Source organism: Jiangella muralis (genome assembly GCF_001270745.1).
Taxonomy (GTDB): domain Bacteria; phylum Actinomycetota; class Actinomycetes; order Jiangellales; family Jiangellaceae; genus Jiangella; species Jiangella muralis.
In genome coordinates, this window is sequence record NZ_KQ434751.1 from 572,470 (window position 1) to 585,604 (window position 13,135).

The window sequence follows — 13,135 nt, forward strand, 5'->3', positions numbered from 1 at the left end:
GCGAGGTGTCCCGCTGCCGTCGTCAGCGCATCGCACTGAGGAACCGGCGGGTGCGTTCGTGTCTGGGCCGGTCCAGAACCTCGTCGGGCGGCCCGCTCTCCACGATGACGCCGTCCGACATGAGCACGATCCGGTCCGCGACACCGCGGGCGAAGCCGACCTCGTGCGTGACCACCACCATCGTCATGCCGGAGGCGGCCAGCTCACGCATCACCGCGAGCACGCCGCCGACGAGCTCGGGATCGAGCGCACTCGTGGGCTCGTCGAACAGCATCACCTTCGGCTCCATCGCCAGCGCCCGGGCAATGGCGACCCGCTGCTTCTGACCGCCCGAGAGCTGAGCCGGATAGGCGTCGGCGCGCTCGTGCATGCCCACCTTGGCGAGCAGGTCCTGAGCCCGCTCGATCGCAGCCGACCTGCGTAGCCCGAGGACACCCACGGGCGCCTCGATCACGTTCTCGAGCACGGTCTTGTGCCCGAAGAGGTTGAAGTGCTGGAACACCATGCCGATCTGCCGGCGTTGATCGGCCACCCTGCTGGGCGACAGCTCGTGCAGGCGACCCTTGTGCAACCGGTAGCCCATGAGATCGCCGCCGACGCGGATCGTGCCGCGGTCGGGCGTCTCCAGATGATTCATCATGCGCAGGAGCGTGGTCTTGCCGGATCCCGACGCTCCCATGAGGCAGACGACCTCGCCCGGCCACACCTCGAGGTCGACGCCGGTCAGGACGGTGACCTGGCCGAACGATTTGTGGATGTCGCGAGCTTCGATGATCGGATCCTGCTGGTTCATCGGGTGTGGCCCTTCCCTGCCCAGCGCTCGAGCACGACCTGCAACGCGCCTGCCAGGCCGACGAGGACCAGGTACCAGAACGTCGCGACCGCGAGCATCTCGATGATCCGGTAACTGGTGGCGGCGATGTTCTGCGTCTGGGTGAGCAGGTCGCCGCCGGCGATCACCGAGACGAGGCTGGTGCCCTTGACCAGGGTGACGAACTGGTTGCCGGTGGGCGGAATCATCACCCGCAGCGCTTGCGGCAGGACGATACGCCGCATGATCCGTCCCGGCCGCATCCCCAGCGCGGCAGCCGCCTCCGACTGGCCGCGATCCACCGACAGGACACCACTGCGAATGATCTCGGCCATGTACGCGGCCTCGTGCAGCGCCAGGCCGATCGTGGCCGCGACGAAGGGGACGATGAGGTCGTTGGCCGGCGACGACCAGAACTCGATCGGGGTGAACGGCACACCGATCTTCACCGTCTGGACGAACAGGCCGATGTTCCCCCAGATCAGCAACTGCACGAGCACCGGCACTCCCCTGATCAGGAGAATGAACGACGCCGCCACCTGCGCCAGCGGCCGGTTGCGCGAGAGCCGGGCGAGCCCGACCAGAATGCCGAGGACGATGCCGAGCAGCATCGAGATCACCGCGAGGCGGACGGTCATCCACACGCCGGTCAGTACCTGGTCATTGAACAGGTACTGCCTGGTGACGCTCCAGTCGATGTACGGGTTGTTCGCGACGGACCTGATGGCGCCGACGATGAGCACCAGCACGACCACGAGGGCCAGCCAGCTCAGGTACGGTCGCCGCCGCGCGATTCTCGGGGCCGCCGAATCGTCGATGCTCATGCCGCCACTTCTCGTCTCCGCGTCGATCGCCGGCACGCAAGCGCTACTCGGCCGGGAAGGCGGAGGTGCCCGCCCCGTTGATCGCGATCTGCGGCTCTGACAGCGTCGCGCTGGCCGGGGCGTCGTACTTCTCCAGGATCTTCTGGTACTCGCCGTTCCTGTGCAGCTCGACCAGGGCACCCTGGATCGCCTCCGCAAGGTCCCCGCGATCCTTCTGCATCGCGATCCCGAACGGGTTGTCGGACTCGCCGGCCTCGGTGATCTCGAAGACGGCACCATCGCCGGCGGTCTGCGCGGTGTGGTTCAGCACCAGCTCGGGCCCACGAAGGGCGTCGATCTGGCCCGAAGCGACCTGTGCCTGAGCGTCACTGTTGGAGGGGTACTCCTTGACGGTGACATCGTCGCCCTCGCAGCTGGCCTTGCTGGCGTCGTTGAGCACCTGGACGTGGTAGGCGCCGGTGAGCGCGCCGACGGTCCGGCCACAGATGGTCGTCAGATCGGAGATTCCGGCCGGGTTGGACTTCTTCAGCAGGAAGACGGCGCGATTGCCGACCATGTCCACGAAGTCGAGGATCTCGTGGCGTTCGGGGGAATCGGCGATGACGCCCATCGACAGGTCGTACTTGCCGGACTGAAGCCCGGGAATGACGCTGGCGAAGGCCAGCTCGTGCCATTCCATCGTGACGCCCAGCTGCGCGCCGATCGCCTGCCCGAGGTCGTAGGCGATGCCGGTGGGGTGACCCTGATCGTCCACGAAGATCGACGGCGGCACGCCGTACGGCGTCGCGACCGTGAGCCTGCCGGCCTCCCTGATGTCCGCGGGCAGCAACGCCCTCAGCTCCTCATCGGCACTCGCGGTGTCGTTCTCCGGCGACCCGTCGGAGACGGTGTCGGAACCGCAGCCGGACAACGTCGCGAACAACGCGACGCAACCCGCCAAGGAACCCAGGGCGCGAACACTCGACTTCACGATGGACCTCCATCCAAACGTCGGTCGGAACACCGTACAAGAGTGTTGTACGGTGTGCAATAGCTCGGGCCGGCGGGTGCCGCCGCCCTCAACGCAAAGGATGGGTTGGCATGCAGACGAACACCGCCGGGTCCGCCGCGATGACGTCCCGCGACCGGCTTCGCCCCCACGACGTCGCGCTCGACGCGTCACCGGACGGTCACCTGCTGATCGACGGCGCCCGCGCGAGTGACCTGGTCGCGCGGTTCGGCGCTCCCCTCTGGGTGCTCTCGGACGCGACGATCCGGACCAACCTGTCGACGATCCACGAGGCGTTCACGCACGCACCGCTGCGGACCCGGGTCGTCTACGCGAGCAAGGCGAACCCGTCTCCGCAGGTGCTTCAGGTGGTGGCCGCCGAGGGCGCCATGGTCGACGTCGCCTCCGAGGGCCACGCACTGCTCGCCGAGCGCGCCGGGGTGCATCCCAGCCGGCTGGTGGTCAACGGCAACTGCAAGACCGACTCCTACCTTCGCTGGGCGGTCGCGTCCGGCGTCGCCGCGATCAACATCGATTCGACCGCCGAGCTGACGAAACTGATCCGCCAGCTCGACGGCAGGACGGTGAACGTCGCTCTCCGGGTGGCCACCGACCTGACCCGCCATCACGACGACGCCGGCATGCTGCGCTCGGAGATGGAGACGAAGTTCGGGATGTCCCAGGACGAGGTGCTGCGGGCCATCGACCGGATCGGCAGCACCGACGGGCTGGAGTTGGCCGGGCTGCACCATCACCTGGGGTTCACCGCGTTCGACCTCGAGTACTCGGCGCGACTCGACCTTCAACGCCGCCGGCGCGTCGTCGAGCAGCTCGTCGACATCGCGGTGCACGCGCGCGAGGTCGCGGGGTCGGAGATCCGCGTGTTCAACCTCGGCGGGGGCTTCCGGATCGCGACCGACACCGGCTACGGCCCGCGGGGCGTGACCGACATGCCCGCGCTGGGCGACTCGGTCGCGGCGACGGCGGGCCATCTGGACGACCTCCTCCGGCGTCACGGACTGGCGACTCCGGAGGTGTGGATCGAGCCCGGCGGGTTCGTGACGTCGAACGCCGGCGTGTTCCTGGCCGAGGTCGGGATCAGGAAGAAGGTCCTCCTCGGCCGCGACGAACGGGACTGGGCCTTCCTCGAACGGACCTCGGGCTATCACTTCGTCCGGCGGCTGATGGTTGACATGCACCATCCCGTCCTGGCCGCGGCGCGGATGAACGAGCCGTGCTCGGTCCTGATCGACGTCGCGGGCTCGACCTGCGCTCCCGACAGCGTCAGCCAGCCGGCCCTGCTGCCCGACCTCCGGCAGGGCGACCTGGTCGCGCTCCTGGACCAGGGCGCCTACTGCGAGTCCGTCTCCACGGAGTACTGCTCGTTCCCCGTGCCGGCATCGGTGATCGTGCGGGACGGGACGGCGCACCAGGTGCGCCGCCGGCGAACGGAGGCGGACCTCGTCGACGACTTCGCGCCGCTCCCCCACTAGCTTCGTTTGGTGTTGAGTCCGATTTGATCGTGTGGACGTCTCATCGGCGATACCGGCTGGTGCGGCAGTTGGCGGGGGCGCTGCGTTGGCCGGGCTGCTCGCCGTGTTGGCCGCTTGGCGGCAGTGGGCCGTCCCCCTGCTGCCCATGTTCTCAGCCGCGGCACCGCGGCCAAGAACGGGCAGCTATCAGGGGGACGGCCAACGTGGCGACCCCCCCAGCGAACGCGGCAGACCCGGGCGCACGGTCGGCCAGCCAACGAGAAGCCCGGCCCGACCGAGTCGACCGGCCCGACCGGCGCGATCCCCAACTCACGGTGTGAGATCGCTGCGCCAGGTGGGGCGGATCACTGCTGCTCTGACAACAGCAACGCCACCCAGCACGCACAGTGATCCCACCCAGTGACGCGCCAGGGGGCACAGTCGTCGCGGCCGAGATCGATGTGAGATCGCTGCGGAAACGACGCGACATCACTGTCGCGGACACGACAGCGTTCTCACATCGATCAAACTCGGTTCGAGTGTCGGAGTTTCGGAGACCGAGCGGAGCTAAGGCCTGTTGATCAGGCGGCGTCCGCGAGCGCCGATCGCCGCGCGTTCTGCGAGGTCCTAGCCCTCGCGCATCGAGGCGAATCCCTTGAGCAGGCTCTCGACCATCAGGTCGAAGCTGTCCGTCATCTCGTTCGTGACTCCGGAGCCCCAGCGCAGCATGAACGCCTTGTTGGCGAGCAGGTCGTAGTTGCCCGAGATCGTGGGCGCCTCGTCCCCGACCGACCGCAGGTGCTCACGGAACTCGTCCTGCCAGGCGTCGTCCGCGTCCAGCGGCTGGGCGGAGAACTCGGTCGAGATCCAGCCGAAGACGGATCCCATGTAGGCGTTGTAGACGGTGAGGAGCTGGTGTCCCGAGAAGCCCGCGGCGCTGAGCGCGCGCAGCGTCAGTTCGGCCAGGCGAAGCGAGGGCGAGCTAACCTGCATCGTGGAGGCGAACACCGGGGCGAGGTGCGGGTGCTCGCCGAGGGCGCGCCGCACCTCGATCGCGGTGGCCTTCAGCCAGCGGTCCCACTCGTGCCCCTCTGGCGACGGGATGTCCGCGCCGTCCAGGACCCGTTGGAACAGCAGGGCGACCAGTTGCGCCTTGTTGCCGAGGTGCCAGTAGAGCGTCTGCGGGTAGACCCCGAGGTCACCGGCGACGCGCCGCATGCCCAGCGCGTCGATCCCCTCGGTGTCGACGATCTCGAGCGCGGCGTCAAGGATCTGGTCGACGGTGATCGGAGGGCGCTCGGCCGCTCCCTTCTTCTTCGCGCGGGTGGGGCGACTCCGGTTGGCCACTGGGTCTCTCAACTCATTTCGTTCGTCGGCCGCCAGCAGGTGAGAGCATCCGCGCGGGATTCGACGTCGTCAGCGCTCGTACCCACGCGGGGTCCTCGAGTTTGCGGTGCATGAGCGGCACCACGTGGTCGAGGATGTGCGCGTAGCCCTCGCCCCCATAGTGTCGCAGGCTCGTCTTGTGGCACACGTCCTGGGCGAGCAGCAGCTGGTCGCCGAATCCGGCGGCACAGGCGGCCGCGATCAGGTCGAGCCGGCCCGCGTCGTTCGGCATGTCGATGTCCGCGAAGGGATAGTAGCTGGCCTCACGTCCGAACATGTCGAACTCCACGTAGCAGCCACGCCGGGCGAGGGCGAGGACGTCGGCGGGGTCGAACAGGGTCCGGTCGACGTGGCACATCACGATCCGGGCCGGGTCGATGCCACGCTCGTCGACGAGGTCCATCAGCTCGAAGGGGGCCATCCGGTCGCGGCCGGGGTGGATGAGGACCGGGCGGCCGGTGACCGCCGCTGCCGTCAGGGCGGCGTCGAGCACCTTGAGTTCCTCGGGGTGCGCCGGCCAGCTCATCCCGATCTCACCGATGATCCCGGGCTTGATCCCGGTGTCGCCGACGCCGTGCGTCAGCTCGGCGACCAGGTCGTCGGCGATCCGCTCCGCGCTCTGCTCGCGCAGCCACGGCGGATGGTAGTAGTGCGTGTAGTAGCCGGACCCCATCACCACCTGCACGCCCGACCGCAGCGAGATCTCGCGGAGGCGAAGCGGATCGCGGCCGATTCCGACGCAGGTCGCGTCGACGATCGTGCCTCCCCCGCTCTCGCGGTAGGCGTTCAGCTCCTGGATCGCGAGGTCGGCGTCGGACTGCACCAGGTCGATGCCCGGGTGGTGCCGCCGGACCCAGTAGCGGTTCTGCAGCGTGATCTCGTCCACGTCGGCGACGGCGGTGAGCTGCGCCCACGGCGTCGTCGGGGTCGCGAGGCTCCACAGGAGGTGCTCGTGCGTCTGCACATGGCTCAGCTCGGCCGGATCGATGGGACCGAGAACGGTGTCGACCGTCATGGTGCTCTCCAACGTCAGAAGGACCAACCCGGTCGCTCGTGGCCGTGCGGCTCGATGTCGCTGAACCGCCCGCTGAAGTACCCGAGCGCCTCGCCGTCTCGTTCCCGGATGCTCAGGGGAGCTCCGAAGACGACGGTGTGATCGCCCGCTTCCACGACGCGGTCGACGGCGCACTCGAGCTGGGCCAGGGCACCCGGCACGACGGGAACGCCCTGTTCGCCGTAGGCGAGGTCGAGGCCCTTGAAGTGGTCCTCACCTCGCCGTGCGAAGCGCATGGCGATCGGCTGCTGGCGCCGGCACAGGATGTTGACGGCGAACCGGCCCGACTCCACGATCGCCTCGCCGGTCCGTGCCCCGCGGTTGAAGCACACCAGGAGCAGCGGCGGTTCCAGCGAGACCGACGTCAGCGAGTTGACGGTCATACCGTGAGCGGCACCGTCCGGCGCCTGGGTGGTGATGACCGCGACGCCCGTGGCGAAACGGCCCATCGCGCTCCTCATCGCCAGCGGCTCGACGTGCGTCGCGGCGTCCATGTCACGCGGTCCGGGTGCGACCGGGACCAGTGCGGTAGCGCACCTCGAAGGTCAGGCAACCGTCGTCGCTGCGCCACGGACCGTGCGGCATACCCGGTGGCCGGCACGCATAGCTCCCGGCGACGAAGGTCTGGTTCAGGCGCAGGTCGGTGAGCGAGCCCTCGACGATGTAGACCTCCTCCCAGAAGTCGTGCACCTGGACACCGTTGGGCGTCGTGTCGGTACCCGGCTCGAAGCGAAGGATTCTGGTGGCGACGCCGTCGGCGGCGTCAGCGGCGAGGATCCGCTCGGTGAGCTGGGGAACGTCTCCGGCGCACCGGGTGAACTCGACCGTCGCGGCCGGGAAGAACTCGTGCTCGGGCTTGCTCACGCCTCGCCGCCTCCGATCGTGGTCGGCTGCTGTGCGTCATAGGTCGCGAGGAACGCGTCGACGTCGGCCACCAGCGCGTCGTACCCGTAGTTCCGGAACGCGTGGCCCTTCGCGACGAAGGGGGCGCCGGCGTAGAACATCTCGTACTGCAGGTGCCGGCCGCCGAACTCGGAGCCGACGACGTCCCAGGCGAGCTTGAACAGCTTGATGCGCTCCTCCGCCGGGACCCCCGGAGACTGGATGTACCTGTCGATGTCGGATCGCGTCCGGGCGCTGCGGAGGTCGAGGACGCTGGACGGCAGCTGGAGCACTCCGCCGCCCGCGAGTTCGCGCAGGATCGCGAGGACCCGCGGATAGAGCTCGGCCTGCAGCCCCATGGCGCCGTACACCGACCGCGCGTCGGGGCGCCACATGCCGGCCTCGTCCGGTGCGGCCCTGAACTCGGCCGCGTCGACGGCGGACTCGACCAGGGAGGCGATGCTCGCGAGCTCGCCGAGCTTCTCCTGGACGCCGGGAATCCGGTCGACCCCGTTGACGGCGGCGATCTTGCGCGCCAGCCCGGCGATGAACCTGAGCTTGACGACGAACCGTATCTGCGCCTGCCAGTTGCCGAGCACGTGCGCGCCGGTCTCGTAGAACATGCGACGGAGAGCGGCGACGTCGCGGTCGACGAACACGCGCTCCCACGGGACGAGCACGTCGTCGAAGACGACCAGGGCGTCGGTTTCGTCGTACCTCGACGACAGCGGGTAGTCGAACGCGCTGCTCGCGGCCGTGGCGTAGGGACGCCGGCAGTACAGCTTGAGGCCGGGGGTCGCGACGGGGACGGCGAACGCGACGGCGAAGTCCCGGTCCTCGGGCGTCAGCGGCTTGATGCACGAGACGAACAACTCGTCGGCCACGGCGGCGCCGGTGGCGAGCATCTGGGCTCCACGGATCACGATCCCCTCCGCGCGCTCCTCGACCACACCCGCCTGGACGAATTCGCCCTCCCACTCGTGGGCGGTGGTCGCGCGCGAGACCTGCGGCGGGATGATCGCGTACGACACGTAGAGGTTCTCCTCCAGGACGCGCCGGTGATAGCGGACGACGTTGTCACCGAAGGCGTGCGGTTCGGTCCCGAACGAGCCCGGATGCGCGGCGAAGGCGGCCAGGAACGCCGCGACGTGGTCGGGGCTGCGCCCTACCCAGCCACGCGTGTGGTGGGCCCAGGTCTCGTGGGCGGCACGACGTGCGCGCAGGTCCTGGCTGCTCCGCGGCACCCCGAAGGCGACATTGGCCGGTCGCCCGGTCTCCGCGTCGCGGTGGGTCATGCCCGAGTCCGGAGCGGCCGCGAGGTCGAAGAGTTCGGCGACGGTGCGGGCGATCGGCGCGAACGCCGGATGCCCGGCCACGTCGGACACCCGCTCGCCGTCGACGTAGATCTCCCGGTCGTCGGCGAGCGCGGCGAGGTAGTCGCCACCGGTGCGCATGGGTCGTCCTTCCTGGACGGCGCGTTCGGCGCCGTCCGTGCTGCTGAGGTAGGTGTGCGTGAGCGCGACGCCGTCGGGCAGGGTGAGCGACACCGTCCACCTCGACCCCACGACGAACGTGCCGTCGCGAAGCGGAACGGTGCCGCAGTACAGAACGAAGTCGCCGTCGATGTCTCCGACGGCGCGTCGAAGGCGCTCGAGCAGGTCCTCGGGTCTGCGGATCGAGGCGAGCGCGCCGTCCTGGTAGTGCCGGCCGTCGACCTCGGACCTGACCGCGATGCGGTCCCACTCCCAGGCGGCCGGATCCGGGCCGAGGGCGACGACCTTCGCACCCAGCGGCTTGGGGCAGGCACGCTTCGCCTCGGCGATGCTGCGGGTCTCGACGGCTCGGTCGGTGTGGTCGGACCCCACACCGAGGTAGTAGCGCCCCTGTGCCCGCACCAGGACCGGCTCGACCTCGCCTGACGTGTCGATCCCGGCGACGCGGATCGAGGCCGCGGTGGTCAGCAGCTCGGTGGGCAGCTGGTAGAACGACGGCACCGAGTCCGGGGGCGGGACACCGATCGCCGCCAGTTCTTCGATGTGCCGCTCGACGGCGGACCGGTCCCTCCCCGTGTAGCCGGCCACCACGACGCGTGGCGCGATCAGACGCACGAGCGACCCGTCCCCGGCCAGCCGCAGGTCGACCTCGGCGGTGCGGTGGCTGGTGGCCGGTTCGCGAGTCGGCGAGCTCGAAGAAGTCATGGGGCGACGTCTCTCCTGGTCGTGGTGATGTCGATGGATGAAACCCGGTCGCCGAGGACGGGGAACTCCGCCCGCGTCGCGGGGACGAGGCCGTCGGCGACCTCGCAGGTGAACACGCCTTCGCCGGTGCCGGCCTCGAGGAGGACGCGGCCCCAGGGATCCACGACGCGGCTGTGGCCGCCGAGTTCGACCCCGCCCTGCCGGCCGACGGCGTTGACCGCGCAGACCAGGACCTGTTGTTCGAGCGCACGGCACTGGGTCAGCACCTGCCAGTGCTGGAGGCGCACCGCGGGCCAGGCTGCCGGGACGACGACGGTCTGGGCGCCCGCGTCCACGAGCGCTCTCCACAGTTCCGGGAAGCGGAGGTCGTAGCAGGTCGTCGCCGCGACCGGGCCAAGACCGGTCCGTGCCACACCCACCGAGTCGCCGGGGACCAGCAGCTCCGCCTCCCGGGACTGATACCCGAACACGTGGATCTTCCGGTAGGTGTGCACGATCTCGCCGCCGGGGTCGATCAGCACGGCCGTGTTGTGCAGGCCCGCCGCGTCGCGCTCGAGAAAACTGCCCAGGTGCAGGTGGCAGGCCAGGCCCCGCGCCCAGTCGCGCGCCGCCGCGACGGTCGGCCCGGTCATCGGCTCGGCGCGCTCCTCGTACTCGTCGAACGCGAAGTACCCGGGACCCCACAACTCGGGCAGGATCACGAGGTCGGCGGACGTGGTGGCGACCATCTCCCCGACGCGCTCGATCCGGTCCGGCACAGGCTCGTCGGCCGGGCTCGCCACCTGCACCAGCGAGATCTTCATGCTGAACAGCGTACATCGCTCTTGTACACTGTGCAACGACGACGACGTTCGAGGGAAGGGGCCGGCGATGACCACCGTGAAGGACGCCGCGGAGTGGGCACAGGTCGCCTACGCCGGGCCGGTGCCGAAGCAGGTGTACGAGAGCACCAGGAAGGTCCTGCTCAACGACCTCACGATGGCTCAGCTCGCGGACGGCGAGCTCTGGCGCCAGGTGCGCTCGGCGGTCACGCGGTCCACGGACGGCGTTCACCTGCGGGCCCTGCTCGGGGGCATGCGGATCCACGCGCTTGCCATGGATTCCAACGACGAGCCCTCGCAGGCGCACCTGGGAGCGGCCGTCATCCCGACCCTCGCCGTTGCACCACCCACCGTCACCGGTGCCGACTTCCTCCGGGCGGTGGCGATCGGCTGGCAGGTCGGCTCGTCGATCGGCGCACGGCACCTTCCGCGGATCCTGGCCAGGGGCGCGAGGCCGTCGGTGCTCTTCGGTGCGATCGGAGCGACGGTGTCGGCGGGCCTGCTCCGGTCGATGCCGTCGCACCAGTTGGCAGAGTCCGTCCGCCTCGTCGCGGACATCGCCGCCGGGGCGAGTGCGACCCTCGTCGAGGGTTCCGACGACTGGCTGGTGCAGCTCGGCCGGGCCAGCCATGCCGGCCTTCTCGCCAGCAACCTCGCCGCGGCCGGGCTACGTGGCGCTCAGGCGCCGCTCGAGGACGACGTCGCCTCCTCGCCGGGCCCGGCCCTCCCGGCGGCCGGACCCGGTGCTTCGTCCGAGCGCTGGGCCATCGACCTGGCGTCCTACAAGCGCTACCCGGCGTGCAACATCCTTCAGACCGCCGTCGCGCTGGCCTGCCGAGCGCGGGCCGACCTGGACACCGCGGCTGAGGACATCGACCACGTGGTCGTCTGGCTCAACGACGCCGACATCGCCTACCCGGGGATCACCAACCCGGCGGCGGACCGGCCGGTCGCAGCGATGATGAGCGGAACCTTCTGCGTCGCCGCGGCTCTCATCCACGGCACCCTGACGCACGACCAGGTCCTCGCGCCGGGCAGCGATCCGCGAGTGGTGGACCTCGCCCGCCGCGTCCGGCTCCACGGCGACCCTGGGGTCGAACCGGCGAGCGCGCGCCTCGACGTCCACGTCCGGGGCGCGGCGCCCGCCCGGGTCCTCACGCCCGACGCCGTCCCCTCGACCGTCAGCCTGACGGCGCTGCGGCTGCAGCTGGACTCCCTGCTGCCCGACGACCCCTCGGCCCGCCGGCGTCACGCCGCCCTGGCCGCCGACATCGCCGGACTCGAGCACGCACCCTCCGTGCCGAACTCACTGCGAGACGCCTTGTGGGGCGATCCCGACAAGGACCCGCTCGTACGTGTCGCGCGCGGACACTAGCCCGGCACCTCGGCATCGCCGAGCTCGAGCGCGTGGTCGAGGATCTCGAGTCCCGCCGCGACGTCGGCGTCCGAGACATTGCAGGGCGGGACGACGTGGATGCGGTTGAAGTTCGCGAACGGAAGCAGGCCCTCGCTCCTGCAGGCCGCCATGATCGCGTCCATCGCCGGGCTGCTCCCCCCGTACGGCGCCAGCGGTGCCTTGGTCGCCTGGTCGCTGACGAGTTCGAGCGCCCAGAACGTGCCGAGTCCGCGTACTTCGCCGACGCAGGGGTGCCGCTCGGCAAGGGCGCGCAGGCCGGGGCCGAGCAGTTCGCCGCCGACCTGCGCCGACCGCTCGACGATGCGCTCATCGCGCATGACCTGGATCGTGGCGACGGCCGCCGCGCAGGCGAGCGGGTGGCCGGAGTAGGTGAGGCCGCCGGGATAGGGACGATGGGCGAAGGTCTGGTAGATCTCGCGGGAGATCACGACGCCACCGAGCGGGACATAGCCGGAGGTGACGCCCTTGGCAAAGGTGATGAGGTCGGGACGCACACCGTCGTGGTCGAGCGCCAGCCAGGTGCCGGTGCGCCCGAAGCCGGTCATCACCTCGTCCAGGATCATCACGATGCCGTGCTCGTCGCAGATCTCGCGCACGCCGGCGAGATAGCCGGGCGGCGGAGGCATGATGCCCGCCGTGCCCGGGATGGTCTCGAGGACGATCGCCGCGACGGTGGCCGGACCTTCGAGCTCGACGGTGCGCCGCAGGTGGCGGAGCGCGCGCCGGCACTCCTCGTCCTCGGTCGTGGCATCGAACTCCGAGCGGTACAGGAACGGCCCGAAGAACTTCGCGGTGCCCCCGGAGCCGTAGTCGCTGGGCCAGCGGCGCGGGTCGCCGGTGACGTTGACCGCGGTCGCGGTACCACCGTGGTAGCTGCGGTAACGCGACAGGACCTTGATCCGGCCGGTGTGCAGCCTGGCCATCCGGACGGCGTGTTCGACGGACTCCGCACCACCGTTGGTGAAGAACACGTGGTCGAGTGCCTCCGGCGCGAGTCCGGCGATGAGGTGGGCCGCCTCCGAGCGGGCGGCGTTGGCGTGCTGTGGCGCGATGGTGCACAGGGTCGCCGCCTGCTCCTGGATCGCCGCGACGACGTGCGGATGCTGATGGCCGATGTTGGTGAACACGAGCTGGGAGGCGAAGTCCAGATAGCGGTTGCCGGCGTCGTCCCAGACGGTCGACCCCAGCGCCTTGGTGATGACGAGCGGATCGAGGCCGGCTTGGGCCGACCACGAGTGGAAGACGTGGGCCCGATCGAGTTCGTAGGAGCGACTGGTCATGG

Annotated in this window: 12 protein-coding genes and 1 pseudogene; 2 read left to right on the forward strand and 11 right to left on the reverse strand. The window is 69.9% G+C overall.

The features are described from left to right. Positions 1 to 22 precede the first annotated feature (22 nt). Genes ACW62_RS02575 through ACW62_RS02585 form a run of 3 tightly spaced genes read right to left on the reverse strand, consistent with a single transcriptional unit; the run spans position 23 to position 2,797 of the window. Entirely contained in the window at positions 23 to 793 is a 771-nt protein-coding gene (locus tag ACW62_RS02575; protein ID WP_205629087.1) for an amino acid ABC transporter ATP-binding protein, read from the reverse strand. After that, the gene (locus tag ACW62_RS02580; RefSeq protein ID WP_083459065.1) at positions 790 to 1,635 is read right to left on the reverse strand and encodes an amino acid ABC transporter permease; all 846 of its coding nucleotides are present in this window, start codon (positions 1,633 to 1,635) and stop codon (positions 790 to 792) included. The genes ACW62_RS02575 and ACW62_RS02580 overlap by 4 nt, the downstream gene beginning before the upstream one ends. A 43-nt stretch (positions 1,636 to 1,678) precedes the next feature. Then, positions 1,679 to 2,797, reverse strand: a complete 1,119-nt coding sequence (locus ACW62_RS02585; protein WP_083459123.1) for a transporter substrate-binding domain-containing protein — start codon at positions 2,795 to 2,797, stop codon at positions 1,679 to 1,681. Here ACW62_RS02585 and ACW62_RS02590 point away from each other — a divergent pair. Next, the gene (locus ACW62_RS02590) at positions 2,716 to 4,116 is read left to right on the forward strand and encodes a diaminopimelate decarboxylase family protein (protein WP_053202483.1); all 1,401 of its coding nucleotides are present in this window, start codon (positions 2,716 to 2,718) and stop codon (positions 4,114 to 4,116) included. The genes ACW62_RS02585 and ACW62_RS02590 overlap by 82 nt on opposite strands. A 606-nt stretch (positions 4,117 to 4,722) precedes the next feature. On the opposite strand, the gene ACW62_RS02595 is transcribed toward ACW62_RS02590, so the two are convergent. The 7 genes and pseudogenes from ACW62_RS02595 to ACW62_RS02620 form a co-directional block, all read right to left on the reverse strand. Then, positions 4,723 to 5,442, reverse strand: a complete 720-nt coding sequence (locus tag ACW62_RS02595; protein WP_053202484.1) for a TetR family transcriptional regulator — start codon at positions 5,440 to 5,442, stop codon at positions 4,723 to 4,725. Between the two features lie 13 nt (positions 5,443 to 5,455). Then, positions 5,456 to 6,496 (reverse strand): phosphotriesterase family protein, encoded by a 1,041-nt coding sequence (locus tag ACW62_RS02600; protein WP_157574301.1) that lies wholly within the window; start codon positions 6,494 to 6,496, stop codon positions 5,456 to 5,458. 14 nt (positions 6,497 to 6,510) lie between these two features. Further along, entirely contained in the window at positions 6,511 to 7,029 is a 519-nt protein-coding gene (locus ACW62_RS02605) for a flavin reductase family protein (RefSeq protein ID WP_053202486.1), read from the reverse strand. A gap of 1 nt (position 7,030) precedes the next feature. Then, entirely contained in the window at positions 7,031 to 7,399 is a 369-nt protein-coding gene (locus ACW62_RS02610) for a cupin domain-containing protein (RefSeq protein ID WP_053202487.1), read from the reverse strand. Then, positions 7,396 to 8,871, reverse strand: a complete 1,476-nt coding sequence (locus ACW62_RS02615; protein ID WP_053202603.1) for a 4-hydroxyphenylacetate 3-hydroxylase family protein — start codon at positions 8,869 to 8,871, stop codon at positions 7,396 to 7,398. The genes ACW62_RS02610 and ACW62_RS02615 overlap by 4 nt, the downstream gene beginning before the upstream one ends. 60 nt (positions 8,872 to 8,931) lie before the next feature. Continuing rightward, positions 8,932 to 9,615 (reverse strand): annotated as a pseudogene (locus ACW62_RS36435) (DUF2848 family protein); the annotation flags it as partial. After that, positions 9,612 to 10,418: a carbon-nitrogen family hydrolase gene (locus tag ACW62_RS02620; RefSeq protein ID WP_053202488.1), complete on the reverse strand. Its 807-nt coding sequence runs from the start codon at positions 10,416 to 10,418 to the stop codon at positions 9,612 to 9,614. The pseudogene ACW62_RS36435 and the gene ACW62_RS02620, both read right to left, overlap by 4 nt. Positions 10,419 to 10,485: 67 nt before the next feature. On the opposite strand from ACW62_RS02620, the gene ACW62_RS02625 reads away from it, so the two are divergent. Then, positions 10,486 to 11,811, forward strand: coding sequence for an MmgE/PrpD family protein (locus ACW62_RS02625; protein WP_053202489.1), 1,326 nt, complete (start codon positions 10,486 to 10,488; stop codon positions 11,809 to 11,811). On the opposite strand, the gene ACW62_RS02630 is transcribed toward ACW62_RS02625, so the two are convergent. After that, positions 11,808 to 13,133 (reverse strand): aspartate aminotransferase family protein, encoded by a 1,326-nt coding sequence (locus ACW62_RS02630; protein ID WP_083459124.1) that lies wholly within the window; start codon positions 13,131 to 13,133, stop codon positions 11,808 to 11,810. The genes ACW62_RS02625 and ACW62_RS02630 overlap by 4 nt on opposite strands. Positions 13,134 to 13,135: the final 2 nt, after the last annotated feature.